This window comes from Streptomyces sp. NPDC004838 (assembly GCF_053600955.1).
The window spans coordinates 102,047-118,043 of record NZ_JBSGAW010000020.1 but is presented as its reverse complement, the minus strand read 5'-3'; the positions used below and the strand labels follow the sequence as shown (position 1 = coordinate 118,043).

Below are 15,997 nucleotides of genomic sequence, written 5' to 3'. Positions count from 1 at the left end.
GACCTCATGAGATCCGTGCCCACCTGCGACGACGCGGCTCCCCGCACACGGGAAGAGAGGTACGGGCGGACCATGCGGGCGCCCGCACGGCCGGTTCGCGGACGTCGGCCGGGAGGTCGGCCGGGAGGTCGGGCCCGGACGCCCGGACGCGGGGATCAGCCGTGCGCTTCGGGGCGGCGGTGCTCGGCCGTCAGGCCGAACCGGCCCCGCTCGCCGGACCCGGACGCGGACCCGGACGCGATAGGACCGACCGAGGCCACCGAGCCGATCACCTGCTCCTCGGCCGGCTCCGGGAGGTTCTCCAGCCGTTCCAGATCAGCGGCGGACACCAGCGCCACGAGCGGCTTCCCGTGCCGGGTCACGACGACGCGCTCGCCGCCGTACACCACGCGGTTGATCAGTTCGGCGAGCTCTGCGCGGGCTTGCGTCACCGGAATCTCGTAGGCCATGCTCCTCAGCTTAATCGTCGGCCGATACGGCCACAGGGCCTGCGGCGAACGGCCGAAGGCCCAGGTCAGCGCGGCCCCGCCCGGCAAGGCGGGGCGACTTGGGCGCTCAGGGACAGGTCTCCTCCAGTTTCACCGTGCCGAAGTTCACCTCGGTGTCGGGGAGGGCGGTGCTGCCCGCCTTCGGATCCTGGCTGCAGACCTTCCAGTTCCGGTCCCAGACCTGATTCCGGCCCGTTCCCAGGCTGTCGTGCGAGGTGAGGAGGTAGAAGCCCGCCGACTGCGCCGAGTCCTGGGCAGCCTGCAGGCCCATGCCGATGAAGTTGGGCACGGCCTTCCCGGCCGCCGCCTTGGCAGGCTTCTCGAGCTTCTCGGGCTTCTCGGGCTCCTCCGGCTTCTCGGCGTTCTCGGGCTTCTCCGGCTTCTCCGGCTTCTCGGCAGCAGGCGTCACGGTCACGGTGGCGGTGACGGTGGGCCCCGGCGCCGCCTTGACCCCGGTCGCGGCCGAGGCGGCTTCGGAGTCCCCTGCCGATTCGGTACCGCCTCCCCCGGCCGCGCCGATGACGACGCCCATGAAGAAGAGGAGAACGGCCGCCGGAATGGCGATCCGCTTCCGCGCCCACCCCGGCCCCTTCTCCGGCGGCGGCGGCCCGGAGGGCTGCCCCCACTGCGGCGTCTGGGATGACGGCGATGACGGCTGTTGCTGACCCCAGCTCATGAGATCCCCCCAAGGATGTCGACTGCAGGATTGAACCTAGCGGCCCCGAATCGTCCGCGGTGCCCCGCACTTCCCCGTAGTGACGCACTTGTGATCAATCGGCGGAGAAGGCGTGTTGATCCGCCTCGCCCCACTGTCCGCTCGCCACGCAATCGTCCTCTGGCTTGACCTTCCTCTCCTCGCATCAGAAGCGCACCCTTCTCAGTTCTGTACGTCCTGTACATTTTTTACAGACACCGTTCCAGTAGTGCACCGAGGAGAGGTACGCCATGACCCGTCCCGCCGCCCGCTACGTCCTGCCCCAGTTCTCGGAGCGCACCGCCCAGGGAATCCGGACCCTCGATCCGTACTCGAAGCTGCTCGACGAACGGATCGTCTTCCTCGGTACCGATGTCGACGACACCGCCGCCAACGATGTGATCGCGCAGTTCCTGCATCTCGAATACACGGCGCCGGACCGGGACATCTCGCTGTACATCAACTCCCCCGGCGGCTCGCTCAGCGCCATGTCGGCGATCTACGACACCATGCAGGTGGTCACCTGCGACGTGGAGACGGTCTGCATCGGCCAGGCCGCCTCGACCGCCGCACTGCTCCTCGCCGCGGGAACCCCCGGAAAGCGGATGGCGCTGCCGGGGGCCCGGATCGTCGTTCAGCAGCCCTCGCTCGACGAACCGATGCGCGGTATGCCGTCCGACCTGGAGATCGCGACCGCGGAACTGCTCCGGCTCCGTGCTCAGCTCGCGGAGCTTCTCGCACGGCACACCGGCCGGCCGGTGGAGCGGGTCACGGCGGATCTGGAACGGGACCGGTTCTTCGACGCCGCGGCCGCCAGGGAGTACGGACTGGTGGACCATGTCGTCACCGACCGCAAGACCTCGCGCTCCGGCCGCTCTTCCGGGTGATGACGTCATGCCGCTGCCCGAACCGCCGCCGCTGCCCGCGCTGACCCGCGCCGAGTGCGCGCTCATCGACAGTTACCTCGAAGTCGTCGACATGGTGGGACGGATCAATCCGGCCCGCTCCACCCACACCTACGGCGCGCTCCGCGCCGCACAGGCACTCGTGAGCCGGGCGACCGCGCTGCGGGACGCCCTGGCGCTGATGCATCTGCGCGGCGAGAGCGAGGTGCACTCGGTCACACTCGCCGGGGCGTTGAGAGTCCTCGACGGGGAGAGGAGGGCGCTCCGGGTCACCGTGCCGCCGCCTCCGGACCGGTGACGGACCTTCGCTCAGGACCGGCGGCGGACTTCGCCTCGGGGCCCGAAGCCACCCCCGAGCGAATGTCAACCGCCATCGGAGTACCAGAAGACATACCTCTTTTGAAGTAGTCACCCACCGGTCGGCGGCTACGGTCGAGTTGCGCACGGAGACGACCAAGAAACCGGAATATCTCATTCCGGTGCTGGTAAGAGCCTCGTAGGCCGTCGAACACCGAGGCGCGACGGGGCACGTCCACCCGAACAGAGTATTCGTGTTGAAACTCACATATCGCCGTTTTGCCTCGGAAAACCGGCGGTGCGTAGGTCAAGATCCCTGGGACGACAAGCCCCCGTCACCTCGGCGGGGCAGTCCGGACAGACGCCGAATCCTGCCGCTGTTCCGGACCACTGGTCGACAGGAGTGCTTCGGCAGGAGTGGAGGACCCACGCAGCACGGGACAGCCGGCCGGTCCGGAAGTCCCTAGGGGTGAAGCCGCGTCAGCGGCCGGGCACCTTCGTCCGCCCGAACCCGACAGGTCATCCTTCACAGGCGGCTGACGAAGGGTTGCGCATGACTGCGCAGAAGAACGTCCCGTCTCTGATCAGCCGGGCGGGCGCCGTATCGGCCCTGACCCTCGCCGCGCTCGGCGGCACCCTGATCGTGCCGGGCGGCACGGCCGAGGCCCAGGCGGCCACGACGCACGCAGGAAAGGCGCTGAAGATCGCGGCCTCGAAGAAGGGGGCGCCCTACAAGTACGGCGCCGTGGGCCCTTCCCGCTTCGACTGCTCGGGGCTCACGCTCTACTCGTACAAAAAGGCGGGGAAGAAGCTCCCGCGGACCGCTCAGCAGCAGTACAACTCGACCCGCAAGGTCTCGGCGTCCTCACGGCAGATCGGGGACCTGGTCTTCTTCCACAGCAACAAGAGGGTGTACCACGTGGGCATCTACGCCGGGAAGGGAAAGATCTGGCATTCGCCCAAGACGGGCTCCTGGGTGAAGCTGGACAAGATCTGGAGCAAGAGCGTCCTGTACGGCCGGGTCCGCTGACGGCCCGCACCTGACAGAACACGCGCCGGTCGCCGGGGTCTCGCCCGGCCGCCGGCGCGTCGGGCTGTGAGCGCCCTCAGCGGTTACTCCGCGGCCCGGCCGGGCCTCTCTCACGAGCCTTGGCCTCCTCGGCGGAATGGCCCGCCGCCCTCACCGCCCGGCACGAGCACGGCACAAGCCCGGCGCGCACCAAGACGCGAACCACGGCGCGCGCCTCGGTCAGTTCGGCACCGGCACGGTCCACGGAAGTGCGATCCAGACGGTCTTGCCGCCCTCCTCGGTCGGGGTGACCGAGAGCCGTCCGCCGGAGTGCGCGGTCAGGCTTCGGATGATGACCATGCCCCGCCCGTTGTCCTGCCGGACGGCCGCCGGCAGTCGCTGCGGCCAGCGCGGGTGGCTGTCGGTCACCCCGATGCGCAGTTCCTCGTCCCGCTCCAGCGACAGGTCCACCGTGAAGGTGGGCGACTGGCCGAAGGTGTGCTGTACGGCGTTGGTGGTCAGCTCCGAGACGATCAGCCGGATCGTGTCGACCGTCTCGCTGTCGGCCGGCAGTCCCCAGCCGGAGACGACATCCGTGGCGTATCTCCGGGCCACGGACACCGAGGCGGGTTCGCTCGGCAGGGTGATGGAGGCTTCCTGAAGATCTGCCATGGCGACGCTGTCCCTTTCCCACCGCGGCCGTGCTCCGAATTCGTAGCGGATGGATGCGCGGGCGGCCACGGATTGCGCTGCGGCCAGACTGCCACTCATCGTGCCGCCAGGAGTGGCGATCCACAAAGATATGCATATATCTGTCGCTCGATGCGGTGAACTCTGCAACATGAAACCGCTTTTGGGCGCACACTCAGAACCTTGTCCGACGGGCCGATCCGGCCGACCGCAGGGGCTGACGACGGATCGAGGCCGAGGACCGACGGAGACGGACCGGCAGGAAGGATGCCCTGATGCAGCACGGTCCCGCGGTGCGCCGCCGCAAACTCGGCGAGGAACTCCGCAAGCTGCGGCTGGCCGCCGGCCTCACCAGCCGGAACGCCGGAGAGCTGGCCGGCTGGCACCAGTCGAAGGTGAGCCGGATCGAGACCGGGGCCAGCGGGGTGAAGAGCGCCGACGTACGGCTGCTGCTCGATGTGTACGAGGTCGCCGACCCCCAGCTGAGGAATCTGCTGGAGACCCTCGCCGGAGCGGCCGACGGCTCGGGCGGCCAACACTGGTGGCACGCCTACCGGGGGCTGCTGCCGCCCGAGTACCGGGACTTCATCTCCCTGGAGGCGCAGGCGTGCGCCGTGCGCACGCTGGAGACCTCGGTGGTGCCGGGACTGTTGCAGACCCCGGAGTACGCGCGGGCGGTGACCCGGTCGACGCTTGAGGATCTGCCCGAGGCGACCGTCAACTCCCTGGCGGAGGTGCGGATCGCCCGGCAGTCGGTGCTGCGCGGCAGGAAGCCGCTGAAGCTGCGCGTCGTGCTGGACGAGGCCGCGCTGCGACGGAGGGTCGGGGGCTCACGGGTGATGCGGGAGCAGTTGGGGGAGCTGATCCGCTCCGCCGGGTTGCCTCATGTACGGATCCAGGTACTGCCGTTCTCCGTCGGCGCGTATGTCGGACTCGCCAACTCTTTCGTTATCTTCTCCTTTCCGAACACTTCTGATCTGGATGTGGTCGTTCTCGACCATTTGACGAGTAGCCTCCATCTGGAGCGGGCAGAAGACCTTGCGGTGTACAGCGCCGCGTTCACCACGATGCAGGCGCGCGCCCTGTCCGCCGTGGATTCTCTGGATCTCATCGCCACGATCATGGATGACGCATAGGGAGGCCCCCCATGTCCGATCCCCTCGTGCACCCCGACTCCTTCCGCCCCGATCCACTCCTCGACGATCCCCTCCGAAGCGGCCCGGCAGGCGGCGAAGTCGCCGACGGCGAACTCGTCCGCGACGGCGGCGGATTACTGTGGCGGCACAGCAGCCGCAGCACCGCGATGAGCAACTGCGTCGAGGCGGCGAAGCTGCCGGACGAGTCGCTCGCCGTGCGGGACTCCAAAGACGTGACCCGCCGACCCCTGCGGTTCTCCCCGCGGTCCTGGTCCCGATTCGTGACCGCGGTCTCCGCGGAGAGCGACGGCTGACCCCCGTCGCCGTACAGGCCGAGCGCCGTCGCCGAACCGTCGGCGCGGTGGGCCGGTCTCGTAGCTCCGGTTGATGGACGGCACCCCCGAGAGCACCGGCCGACGGACGGTGTCCCGCGTCAACCGACGGACGGCATCCCGGCGAAGGCTCCGGCCGGCGCGGTCTTCACGATCGTCGCGATCGCCCGGTCGATCTGCTGATCGGTCAGGTCCGCGCAGGCCGTCAGCCTGAGCCGGGAGACGCCGTCCGGAACCGACGGCGGGCGGAAGCAGCCGACGGCGAGACCGGCGGTACGGCAGTCGGCGGCCCAGCGCACCGCCGCCTCGGGGGACGGCGCCCGTACCGAGACCACGGCGGCGTCCGGGCGTACGGCCGTCAGACCGCTCTCGGTCAGCAGGCGGTGCAGGGTCACGGCGACCGTACGGACCCTCTCGGCCAGTTCGGGCTCGCGGCCCAGCAGCCGCAGCGAGGCGAGGGCGGCTCCCGCCGCGGCCGGTGCGAGACCGGTGTCGAAGATGAAGGTCCGGGCGGTGTTGACCAGATGGTCGATGACCTTCGCCGGTCCGAGGACGGCTCCGCCCTGGCTGCCCAGGGACTTGGAGAGGGTGAGCATGGCGACCACTCCCCTCTCGCCCGCGATCCCCGCGGCGTTCGGGGCGCCCCGGCCGCCGTCGCCGAGTACCCCGAGGCCGTGCGCGTCGTCCACGAGCAGGGCGGCCCCGCGCCCACGGCAGACGTCCGCGAGGGCGGCCAGCGGGGCCGCGTCGCCGTCCACCGAGAAGACCGAGTCCGTGACCACGAGGGCGCGCCGGCCGGAATGCGCGTCCAGTGTCCCGCGTACGGCGTCGACGTCGGCGTGCGGGACGATCGAGGTCTCCGCGCGCGAGAGCCGGCAGCCGTCCACGATCGAGGCGTGATTGCCGCTGTCGGAGACGATCAGCGATCCACGGGAGGAGAGGGCGGTCGTCGCGGCGAGGTTGCCCGCGTAGCCGGAGGAGAACACCAGCGCGGCCTCGAACCCGCAGAACTCCGCGAGTTCCCGTTCGAGTTCGGCGTGGAGCGCGGTGCTGCCCGTGACGAGCCGGGAGCCGGTCGCGCCCGCGCCCCAGCGGCGGGCCGCGGCGGCCGCGGCGGCGGTGATCTCGGGGCGGCGGGTGAGCCCCAGATAGTCGTTGCCCGCGAGATCCAGCAGCGTACTGGCGGCGGGGCGCGGCCTGAGCGTACGCACCAGGCCCGCGCGCTCGCGGTGACTCGACTCGTCGTCGAGCCAGTCGAAAGGGTCCTGGGTCATGGTGGTCCGGTCCTTGTGCGGCCCGGCGCCTTCCATGTGGTCGTCCGGGCCTTTTGTAGGCAGCCCACAGACACTAACCGGGGCCGCTCAAGGTATGGATGTGGTCATACACACACTTCGAAGAGGCTCTGTTGTGGAGTTCAGACTTTCCCGCGGTGACCGCCGTACGTAAGGATCTGCGCCATGGACCTGCTGAAGACGCTGGTGGAGAAGGGCCTGCGGCGCGAGTCGCCGACCCGTGAAGAGGCGCTCGCCGTACTGGCGACCTCCGACGACGAACTGCTCGGCGTGGTGGCCGCGGCCGGCACGGTGCGCCGCCAGTGGTTCGGCCGCCGGGTGAAACTCAACTATCTCGTCAATCTGAAGTCCGGGCTCTGTCCGGAGGACTGCTCCTACTGTTCCCAGCGGCTCGGGTCCAAGGCGGAGATCCTCAAGTACACCTGGCTGAAGCCCGATGAGGCGTCGCGAGCGGCGGCGGCGGGGGTCGCGGGCGGTGCGAAGCGGGTCTGTCTGGTCGCGAGCGGACGCGGGCCCACCGACCGGGACGTGGACCGGGTCTCGAAGACCATCGAGGCGATCAAGGAGCAGAACGAGGGCGTCGAGGTGTGCGCCTGTCTCGGGCTGCTCTCCGAGGGGCAGGCGGAGCGGCTGCGGGGTGCGGGAGCGGACGCGTACAACCACAACCTCAACACGTCCGAGGGAACTTACGGGGACATCACCACCACCCACACCTACGCCGATCGGGTGGACACGGTGCGCCAGGCGCGAGCGGCGGGTCTGTCCGCCTGTTCGGGTCTGATCGCGGGCATGGGCGAGAAGGACGAGGACCTGGTCGACGTGGTCTTCGCGCTGCGCGAGCTCGACCCCGACTCGGTGCCGGTGAACTTCCTGATCCCCTTCGAGGGCACACCGCTGGCCAAGGAGTGGAACCTCACCCCGCAGCGGTGTCTGCGGATTCTCGCGATGGTGCGGTTCGTCTGCCCGGATGTCGAGGTACGGCTCGCGGGCGGGCGGGAGGTCCATCTGCGCTCGATGCAGCCGCTGGCGCTGCACCTGGTGAACTCGATCTTCCTCGGGGACTATCTGACCAGTGAGGGCCAGGCCGGGCAGGCCGATCTCGACATGATCGCGGACGCGGGCTTCGAGGTGGAGGGCGCGGGCACGCCGACGCTGCCGGAACACCGGGCGGGCGGTGGCTGCGGGTCGGTCTGCGGCGACGCTTCCGAAGCCAGAACCGAAGCCGAAGCCGACGCCAATGCCGATGCTGATGCCGATGCCTGCGGCGCGGAGAGCGGTGCGGAGAGCGGTGCGTGCGGTCAGTCCCCTGCGGCTACGGGCGCCCCCCGTACGGATCTGGTGACGGTGCGCCGTCGCGGCGCCGGAACCGATCTCGCTCCCAATGCCTGAGGTGCGCACGGCCACGGTCCCGGCGGCGGGCCCGGCCCCCGGCTCCGTGCCCGAACTGCTGGCCCTGGACCGGGCCCATGTCTGGCATCCGTACGGCCCGATGCCCGGCCGCGTCGATCCGCTGGTCGTCGAGTCCGCGTCGGGCGTACGGCTGCGACTGGCCGAACCCGCGCACGGCCACCGCGAGTTGATCGACGGCATGTCGTCGTGGTGGTCGGCGATCCACGGCTACAACCACCCCGTGCTCAACGAGGCCGCACGCGGCCAGCTGGACCGGATGAGCCATGTGATGTTCGGCGGGCTCACCCATGAGCCGGCGGTCCGGCTGGCGGCCCGCCTGGTGGAGATCACGCCCGAGCCGCTGCGGCATGTGTTCCTCTGCGACTCCGGATCGGTCTCCGTCGAGGTCGCCGTCAAGATGTGCCTCCAGTACTGGCACTCCACCGGCCGCCCCGAGAAGCAACGCCTCCTCACCTGGCGCGGCGGCTACCACGGGGACACCTGGCAGCCGATGGCGGTGTGCGACCCGGACGGCGGGATGCACCACCTGTGGACGGGGGTGCTGCCGCGTCAGATCTTCGCGGACGCGCCGCCCTTGGAGTACGAGGAGTCGTACGCGGACGGCCTGCGCGAGATGATCGCCCGGCACGCCGGTGAACTCGCCGCGGTGATCGTGGAGCCGGTGGTCCAGGGCGCGGGCGGGATGCGGTTCCACTCCCCCGCGTATCTGCGGGTACTGCGTGCGGCGTGCGACGAGAACGACGTCCTCCTGATCCTCGACGAGATCGCCACCGGCTTCGGCCGTACGGGCACGCTCTTCGCGGTGGAGCAGGCCGGGGTGTCGCCGGACGTGATGTGCCTGGGCAAGGCGCTGACCGGCGGCTATATGACGATGGCAGCGGCCCTGTGCACCTCCCGAGTCGCCGACGGCATCTCCCAGGGCGAGGTCCCGGTCCTGGCGCACGGCCCCACCTTCATGGCCAACCCGCTGGCCGCGGCGGTCGCCGACGCCTCACTGGACCTTCTCCTCTCCCAGGACTGGGCCCAGGAGGTCAAACGCCTCGAATCGGGTCTGCGGGCGGGGCTCGCCGAGGCGGCGGGGGTGCCGGGGGTGACGGATGTGCGGGTGCTCGGCGGCATCGGCGTCGTCCAGCTCGACCACGCGGTCGACATGGCGGCGGCGACGGACGCGGCGGTCCGGGAGGGGGTCTGGCTCCGTCCCTTCCGGGATCTGGTCTACACCATGCCGCCCTATGTGACGGGGGACGCGGACCTGGAACGGATCTGCGCGGCGGTCACGGCGGCGGCGCGCGCGGGGTAGGCGGGCGGGGTAGGCGGGCCGCGGTTCGCGAACGGGTGCGGACGGCTCCACTCCGCGCGGGCCGGGTACGCAACGCGGAAACGTACGGGACGCGGGAGGAAGACGCGGGAGGAAAGCGAACGGCCGGACCGTGCGCGGAACACCGGACCGTACACAGCAGATCCGCACACGGAGGATCCGTATACGGAAGAGCGATCCGTATGCGGAAGAGCAGAGAGACAAGGGCACGGGCATGACCGTCATCGTCGTCAGCGGCACCGGCACCGAGATCGGGAAGACCGTGGTCACCGCCGGTCTCGCCGCCCTCGCGCGCGGCCGTGGCCGGTCCGTCGCCGTGCTGAAGCCCGCTCAGACCGGGGTCCCGGCGGGCGGACACGGGGACGTGGACGAGGTGGCCCGGCTGGCCGGGGACGTGCACGGGGTCGAGCTGGGGCGGTATCCCGAACCGCTCGCGCCCGCCACCGCCGCGCGGCGGTCGGGGCTGGCGGCGGTGCGACCGCCGGACGTCGCCGAGTCGGCCGCGAAGCTCGACACGGAGTACGACCTGGTGCTGGTGGAGGGAGCGGGCGGACTGCTGGTACGGCTGGACGACGACGGCGGGACCCTGGCGGACGCGGCCCGGCTGCTCGCCGCCCCGGTGCTCGTCGTCGCCCCCGCCGGTCTCGGCACGCTCAACGCCGTCGCACTGACGGGCGAGGCGCTCCGCGCGAGGGGCCTGGAACAGCTGGGGGTCGTCGTCGGCAGCTGGCCCGCGGAGCCGGACCTGGCCGCGCGGTGCAATGCCGTGGATCTGCCCGAGGTGGCTCGGGGCCCGCTGCTGGGAGCAGTGCCGGAAGGGGCGGGCCGGCTGGATCCCTTGGAGTTCCGGGCGCGGGCAGCGGACTGGTTCGCGCCGCCGCTGGGCGGACGCTGGGACGTGGAGGAGTTCACCGCTTCCGTGGGCTGACGGGTGCCTTCTGTGCTCTCTCTGTTGCTCTGTCTGTGCTCTGTGCTCTGTGCTCTGTGCTCTGTGCTCTGTGCTCTGTGCGAGGAGGGCCGCACCGGACGGGCCGGTCATCCGTTCGTACGGGGCCGGGTGTTCCGTGCCTGTACGGGCTGTCCCTGCGTTCCGTACGGGAACGGGTCGCACCGGATCCATCGCGAGAAGGAGTTCCGCCGGGCCCGGCGGGGGACAATGGCGGTGACGGACCCCGCTCCGCCGAGGAGGCCGACGATGGCCGTGCGCAGCCGCGGTGTTCCCCGGGACACAGTCCACCACCCGGTGTTCGCGCGTTTCTACGCCAGGTTCAGTGTGGCCGCCGACAAGAGCGCCGGTATCGCCGGCCTCCGGGACGAGTTGCTCGCCGGTCTCTCCGGCCGGGTGATCGAGATCGGCGCGGGCAACGGGCTGAACTTCGCGCACTACCCCTCATCGGTCTCCGAGGTCGTCGCGATCGAGCCGGAGCGCGCGCTGCGCGCGTTGGCGGTGCAGGCCGCGCGCCGGGTCGACGTCCCGGTGGACGTGGTGCCCGGTGTGGCCGAGGCGCTGCCGGTCAAGTCGGAGGCGTTCGACGCGGCCGTCGTATCGTTGGTGCTGTGTTCCGTACGGGATCTTCCGCGCGCGCTCGGCGAACTCAGGCGGGTTCTGCGCCCCGAGGGCGAGCTGCGGTTCTTCGAGCACGGGCTGGCGGAGAGCAAGGGAATGGCCCGAGCGCAGCGGGCCTTGGACCGCACGGTGTGGCCGCTGCTGTTCGGCGGCTGTCATACGGCGAGGGACACCGTCGCGGCCATCGAGGCGGCCGGTTTCCGGCTCGGCGTCCACCGTCGGCTGAGGGTTCCCGAACGCGGGATACAGGTGCCGTCCTCTCCCTGTGTCCTGGGCGTGGCCCGTCGCCCCTTCACCGGGGCCTCCGCCCGGACGGGGCCGGGCGGGGAGTCCGGCGGGACAGGGCCGAGCGGGCGCACCGGGGGCTGACGGCCAGAAGGGGGACCCACGGCCGGGCGGACCCACGGCCGGGCGGGCGGTCGAGTGCCTGGGCCGGTCCCGGCCCTTCGGTGAGAATGTCCCTTACAACGACCCGGAGATCCGGGCCCTCCGGTGGATGTCTCCGCCGCGGTCGCCGCCGATAACCTCGTTGGCTCGTACGGGAGTCGGTGCGGCCACGATCCGGGAGGCGGCCTTGTTCACACCAGCCACTGCACCCACCCACGGTCAGGCCGGGGACGTCCCGATCGCCGCTCGCGCACGGTCGCTGACCAAGGCGTACGGCAGCGGTGAGACGATCATCCGAGCGCTGGACGCCGTCGACGTCGACATCGCACGCGGCCGCTTCACCGCGGTCATGGGCCCGTCCGGCTCCGGCAAGTCGACCCTCATGCACTGTCTCGCGGGTCTCGACACCGTCTCCGCCGGGCAGGTGTGGCTGGGCGACACGGAGATCACGGGTCTCAGGGACCGTGAGCTGACCCGGCTGCGCCGGGACCGGGTCGGCTTTGTGTTCCAGGCGTTCAATCTGCTGCCCACTCTGACGGCCGCCGAGAACATCACCCTTCCCATGGACATCGCCGGACGGAAACCGGACCGGGAGTGGGTCGACCAGGTCATCGACACCCTCGGGCTGCGCGACCGGCTCGGGCACCGGCCCGCCCAGCTCTCCGGTGGTCAGCAGCAGCGGGTGGCCTGTGCGCGGGCCCTGGCGTCCCGGCCCGAACTGATCTTCGCCGACGAGCCGACGGGCAACCTCGACTCACGGGCGGGCGCCGAGGTGCTCGGCTTTCTGCGGGAGTCCGTCGACCGGCTGGGGCAGACGGTGGTGATGGTCACCCACGATCCGGGCGCGGCGGGCCACTCCGATCTGGTGCTGTATCTGGCGGACGGACGGATCGTCGACGTCATGGCCGACCCCACGGCGGAGGCGGTGCTGGAGCGGATGCGGCTCTTCGCCGGAGCCGGCCCGGCCCTGGCGGACCCGGCTCCCGGCGACTCGTCCCCCTCCCCGTGAGCCGCGCGGCGCGGTGCCGCTCGGAGCGGCGGGGCCCCGGCCGGCGGGCGCGAAAGCCGGTGGCAGGGGACGACCCCTTGTGCTTGGCTCGGACCATGAACGACCTGCGCATACGGACCGCCGCCGCCGACGAGGCCGAAGCCGTACTCGGCTTCTGGAAGCAGGCCACGGAGGGTACGAGCGTCACGGACGACGTGGAGGGCGTCACCCGGCTCATCGCCCGCGATCCCGAGGCGCTGATCCTGGCCGAGACGGACGGCAGGCTGGTGGGCTCGGTGATCGCCGGGTACGACGGGTGGCGCTGTTCGCTGTACCGGCTGGCCGTCCTTCCCGCGTACCGCCGGCAGGGCATCGGGACGGCCCTGGTGGAGGCCGCCGAGCGGCGCTTCGCGGCCGTGGGCGGGCGGCGCGGCGACGCGATGGTGCTGGAGGCGAACGAGCGGGCCCATCGGGCGTGGGCGGCGGCCGGATACCGGCGGGAGGACCACTGGCGGCGCTGGGTGAAGCCGTACACCGGGCCCGTGCCCACCGGCTGACCACCGTACGGAAGGGTGCGGGCGCGGCGGGCCTGAGCCGCGTCGGACGGTCCGGGACGGGGCGGCGGCCGGGGTACGGGAGCCACCGGGGTCCTCCACGGCTCCACTTTGCTGACCCTTTACGATGGGTGAACCATCACTCTCCTCGAAAGGCGTGAGCGTCCGTCCATGGACGAGCCTCCCAGTAGCAGACCCAGCACCAGCACCAGTAGCAGACATCGAGCACTCCTCCTCCCCCTGCCCGACCATGGGACGGAGGTGACCCGATGACCGAAGTCCTCCTCCTCTTCGTGGCGCTCCTGCTCGCACTCGCCTGCGGCGTCTTCGTCGCCGCGGAGTTCTCCCTCACCACGGTCGAGCGTTCCGATCTCGAACGGGCCTCCGAGCGCGGTGAGCGCGGGGCCGCGAGCGCCCTGAAGGCCGTACGGGGTCTGACCTTCCAGCTCTCCGGAGCCCAGCTCGGCATCACCGTCACCAATCTGGTCGTCGGCATGCTCTCCGAGCCGTCGATCTCCAAACTGATCCGCGGGCCGGTCGAGGACCTCGGCCTCTCGCCCTCCGTGGCCTCGTCGGTAGCCCTCGTCCTCGGCACGGCCCTCTCCACCGTCGTCCTGATGGTCGTGGGCGAACTCGTCCCCAAGAACTGGGCGATCTCCTCGCCGCTCGCGGTGGCCAAGGCGGTGGCCCCGGCGCAGCGGCTGTTCACCGCCGCGTTCAAGCCCCTGATCAGCCATCTCAACAACTCGGCGAACCGCATTCTCCACCGGCTCGGCATGGAGCCGACCGAGGAGCTGGCGTCCGCGCGCAGCCCGCAGGAGCTGGTCGCGCTCGCCCGTCACTCCGCGAAGGCGGGCGCACTGGAGGCGGACACGGCCGAGTTGTTCGTCCGCACGCTGCATCTGGCCGAGCTGACCGCGGAGAACGTGATGACGCCGCGGGTTCAGGTCACGGCGCTGGAGGTACAGGCCACCGCCGAGGACGTCGCCAACGCCACCCGCGCGACCGGGCTGTCCCGTTTCCCCGTCTACCGGGGGAATCTCGACACCGTGGTCGGTATCGCGCACATCAAGGACGTCCTGGCCGTCCCCGCGGACCTCCGCGCCCGGCGCAGCGTCTCCGAGGTACTGCGCGAGCCGCTGCTCGTACCGGAGACGCTGACCGTGGACCGGCTCATGGACCGGCTCGGCGGCCGGTCGACGATGGCCGTCGTGATCGACGAGTACGGCGGTACGGCCGGTGTCGTGACGATGGAGGACATCGTCGAAGAGGTCGTCGGCGAGGTCCGGGACGAGCACGATCCGCATGAGACGCCCGACCTGGCCCGCGCCGGTCACGACGCGGACGGCCGCACGCTGTGGTCGGCGGACGGCGCGGCCCGGATGGACCAGTTGGAACAGGTGGGTCTCAGGATGCCGGACGGCCCGTACGAGACGCTCGCCGGACTGGTCGCCACCGAACTGGGGCGGATCCCCGAGGAGGGCGACCGGATCGACATCCTCGGGTGGCGGCTCGATGTGGTGGACGCCGCCGGGCGGCGGGCCGCACGGGTGCTGATGCACGCGCCGCTGCCCTCCGAGACGGCCGAGTCCGCGGAGTCCGCCAAGGCCGCCGAGGACACTGCCTCCGGTCCGGGCGGCCGTACGGGTGCGGGCTCCCGCCCCCGTACGGGCGTCCGCGGTGCGGGCCGCGGATCCGGTGAGTCCGGGGAGGCCGGCCGATGATCGCGATCCAGTTGCTGATCGGTCTGCTGACCCTGGTGGTCAACGCGTTCTTCGTCGGCGCCGAGTTCGCCCTGATCTCCGTGCGCCGCAGCCAGATCGAACCGATGGCGGAGGCCGGGAACCGCCGGGCGCGCAGTGTGCTGTGGGGCCTCGAGCATGTGTCGGCGCTGCTGGCGGCGGCCCAGCTCGGCATCACCCTGTGCACCCTGGTCCTGGGCATAGTCGCCGAACCCGCGATCGCGCATCTGCTGGAGCCGGCGTTCGACGCGGTGGGCGTGCCCGCGGGCGCGGTCCATCCGATCTCGTTCGTGATCGCCCTGTCCCTGGCGACCTATCTGCACATGCTGCTCGGCGAGATGGTTCCCAAGAACATCGCGCTGGCCGAGCCGACCCGCAGCGCGCTGCTGCTCGGCCCGCCGCTGGTGGCGCTGGCGCGGGCGCTGCGCCCGGTGATCTTCACGATCAACGCCTTCGCCAACGCTCTGCTCAAGCTGCTGCGGGTCGAGGCCAAGGACGAGGTCGCGGCGACCTACTCGGACGACGAGCTGGCTCGGATGGTCGTCGACGCCGGCGACGCCGGACTGCTCGACGACCGTGCGGCCGAGCGTCTGCGCGACGCCCTGGAGCTGGGCCGCCGCCCGGTGCGGGACGTGGTCAGGCCCGCCGAGAGCGTCGTGTACGCGCGAGCGGGGACGACTCCGGAACAGCTGGAGGTGCTCTCGTCCGAGTCCGGTTTCTCGCGCTTCCCGGTCATCGACACCGGCCGCAGCATCCTCGGCTACCTCCATGTGAAGGACGCCCTGGACGCGGCTCCGCGCGATGAGCCCTTCCCGGTCACGGCGATGCGGCCGATCGCCCGGGTCCGGGCGGCGACCCCTCTGGACGACGTCCTGACGGCGATGCGCCGCAGCCGTACGCATGTGGCGGCCGTTCTGAACGAGGACGGCACGCCGGAGGGGCTGGTGACCATGGAGGACGTACTGCGGGAGCTGGTGGGCAAACAGGACTGACCAGACGTCGCCGCCGGTCGAAGGCCCGTTCCAGCCGCCGTCCCAAGGTGATGACGCCTCCCCGAGGGCCTTCCAGAGGGCCTCCCGGAGGGGGTGACGTCCCGGAGCGGGCGACGCCCTCGCGGCGGTACGGAACGGGCCGCAGCGCGCTGCGGCCCGTTCCGTACCGGCCCATCCTCCGGCTCCTCCGGATCCC

At 71.0% G+C, this 15,997-nt stretch carries 17 protein-coding genes and 1 riboswitch; of the genes, 13 read left to right on the top strand and 4 right to left on the bottom strand.

What is annotated here, in order from left to right:
* Positions 1-155: 155 nt before the first annotated feature.
* A complete protein-coding gene (locus ACWEFL_RS22755; protein WP_451715547.1) occupies positions 156-449 on the bottom strand; it encodes a type II toxin-antitoxin system Phd/YefM family antitoxin in 294 nt (97 codons plus the stop codon).
* Positions 450-555: 106 nt separating this feature from the next.
* On the bottom strand, positions 556-1,164 hold the full coding sequence (locus tag ACWEFL_RS22750; RefSeq protein WP_451715545.1) for a PASTA domain-containing protein: 609 nt from the start codon (positions 1,162-1,164) through the stop codon (positions 556-558).
* Positions 1,165-1,433: 269 nt separating this feature from the next.
* On the opposite strand from ACWEFL_RS22750, the gene ACWEFL_RS22745 reads away from it, so the two are divergent.
* The 3 genes from ACWEFL_RS22745 (at position 1,434) to ACWEFL_RS22735 (ending at position 3,414) form a co-directional block, all read left to right on the top strand.
* Entirely contained in the window at positions 1,434-2,069 is a 636-nt protein-coding gene (locus tag ACWEFL_RS22745) for an ATP-dependent Clp protease proteolytic subunit (protein WP_451715543.1), read from the top strand.
* Positions 2,070-2,076: 7 nt separating this feature from the next.
* Complete coding sequence (locus ACWEFL_RS22740) at positions 2,077-2,385, top strand: hypothetical protein (protein ID WP_451715541.1); 309 nt, start codon at positions 2,077-2,079, stop codon at positions 2,383-2,385.
* A 351-nt stretch (positions 2,386-2,736) separates the two neighbouring features.
* A riboswitch (cyclic di-AMP (ydaO/yuaA leader) is annotated at positions 2,737-2,934 on the top strand.
* Between the two features lie 3 nt (positions 2,935-2,937).
* On the top strand, positions 2,938-3,414 hold the full coding sequence (locus ACWEFL_RS22735) for a C40 family peptidase (protein WP_451715538.1): 477 nt from the start codon (positions 2,938-2,940) through the stop codon (positions 3,412-3,414).
* A gap of 219 nt (positions 3,415-3,633) precedes the next feature.
* On the opposite strand, the gene ACWEFL_RS22730 is transcribed toward ACWEFL_RS22735, so the two are convergent.
* On the bottom strand, positions 3,634-4,065 hold the full coding sequence (locus tag ACWEFL_RS22730) for an ATP-binding protein (protein WP_451715535.1): 432 nt from the start codon (positions 4,063-4,065) through the stop codon (positions 3,634-3,636).
* Between the two features lie 293 nt (positions 4,066-4,358).
* Between ACWEFL_RS22730 and ACWEFL_RS22725 the strand changes: the two genes are divergently transcribed.
* Both ACWEFL_RS22725 and ACWEFL_RS22720 read left to right on the top strand, forming a co-directional pair.
* Positions 4,359-5,219 carry a helix-turn-helix domain-containing protein gene (locus ACWEFL_RS22725; protein ID WP_451715532.1) on the top strand — a complete coding sequence of 287 codons (861 nt, stop codon included), beginning with the start codon at positions 4,359-4,361 and terminating at the stop codon, positions 5,217-5,219.
* An 11-nt stretch (positions 5,220-5,230) separates the two neighbouring features.
* A complete protein-coding gene (locus tag ACWEFL_RS22720; protein WP_451715530.1) occupies positions 5,231-5,533 on the top strand; it encodes a DUF397 domain-containing protein in 303 nt (100 codons plus the stop codon).
* A gap of 119 nt (positions 5,534-5,652) precedes the next feature.
* Here the strand turns inward: ACWEFL_RS22720 and ACWEFL_RS22715 are convergent, their stop codons facing one another.
* The gene (locus tag ACWEFL_RS22715) at positions 5,653-6,825 is read right to left on the bottom strand and encodes an 8-amino-7-oxononanoate synthase (RefSeq protein WP_451715528.1); all 1,173 of its coding nucleotides are present in this window, start codon (positions 6,823-6,825) and stop codon (positions 5,653-5,655) included.
* 183 nt (positions 6,826-7,008) lie between these two features.
* Here ACWEFL_RS22715 and bioB point away from each other — a divergent pair, with 183 nt between their 5' ends.
* From bioB to ACWEFL_RS22675, 8 genes are all read left to right on the top strand, one after another.
* Positions 7,009-8,232 (top strand): biotin synthase BioB, encoded by a 1,224-nt coding sequence (gene bioB, locus ACWEFL_RS22710; RefSeq protein WP_451715525.1) that lies wholly within the window; start codon positions 7,009-7,011, stop codon positions 8,230-8,232.
* Positions 8,225-9,553 (top strand): adenosylmethionine--8-amino-7-oxononanoate transaminase, encoded by a 1,329-nt coding sequence (locus ACWEFL_RS22705; protein ID WP_451715522.1) that lies wholly within the window; start codon positions 8,225-8,227, stop codon positions 9,551-9,553. Before bioB ends, ACWEFL_RS22705 begins: the two co-directional genes overlap by 8 nt.
* 232 nt (positions 9,554-9,785) lie before the next feature.
* Positions 9,786-10,499: a dethiobiotin synthase gene (gene bioD, locus ACWEFL_RS22700; protein ID WP_451715519.1), complete on the top strand. Its 714-nt coding sequence runs from the start codon at positions 9,786-9,788 to the stop codon at positions 10,497-10,499.
* 267 nt (positions 10,500-10,766) lie between these two features.
* Positions 10,767-11,507, top strand: a complete 741-nt coding sequence (locus ACWEFL_RS22695; RefSeq protein WP_451715517.1) for a class I SAM-dependent methyltransferase — start codon at positions 10,767-10,769, stop codon at positions 11,505-11,507.
* A 205-nt stretch (positions 11,508-11,712) separates the two neighbouring features.
* The gene (locus ACWEFL_RS22690) at positions 11,713-12,534 is read left to right on the top strand and encodes an ABC transporter ATP-binding protein (RefSeq protein ID WP_451715514.1); all 822 of its coding nucleotides are present in this window, start codon (positions 11,713-11,715) and stop codon (positions 12,532-12,534) included.
* A 95-nt stretch (positions 12,535-12,629) separates the two neighbouring features.
* A complete protein-coding gene (locus ACWEFL_RS22685; protein ID WP_451715511.1) occupies positions 12,630-13,070 on the top strand; it encodes a GNAT family N-acetyltransferase in 441 nt (146 codons plus the stop codon).
* A 266-nt stretch (positions 13,071-13,336) separates the two neighbouring features.
* The gene (locus ACWEFL_RS22680) at positions 13,337-14,791 is read left to right on the top strand and encodes a hemolysin family protein (RefSeq protein ID WP_451715508.1); all 1,455 of its coding nucleotides are present in this window, start codon (positions 13,337-13,339) and stop codon (positions 14,789-14,791) included.
* Positions 14,788-15,801 (top strand): hemolysin family protein, encoded by a 1,014-nt coding sequence (locus ACWEFL_RS22675; RefSeq protein ID WP_451715506.1) that lies wholly within the window; start codon positions 14,788-14,790, stop codon positions 15,799-15,801. The genes ACWEFL_RS22680 and ACWEFL_RS22675 overlap by 4 nt, the downstream gene beginning before the upstream one ends.
* Positions 15,802-15,997 lie beyond the last annotated feature (196 nt).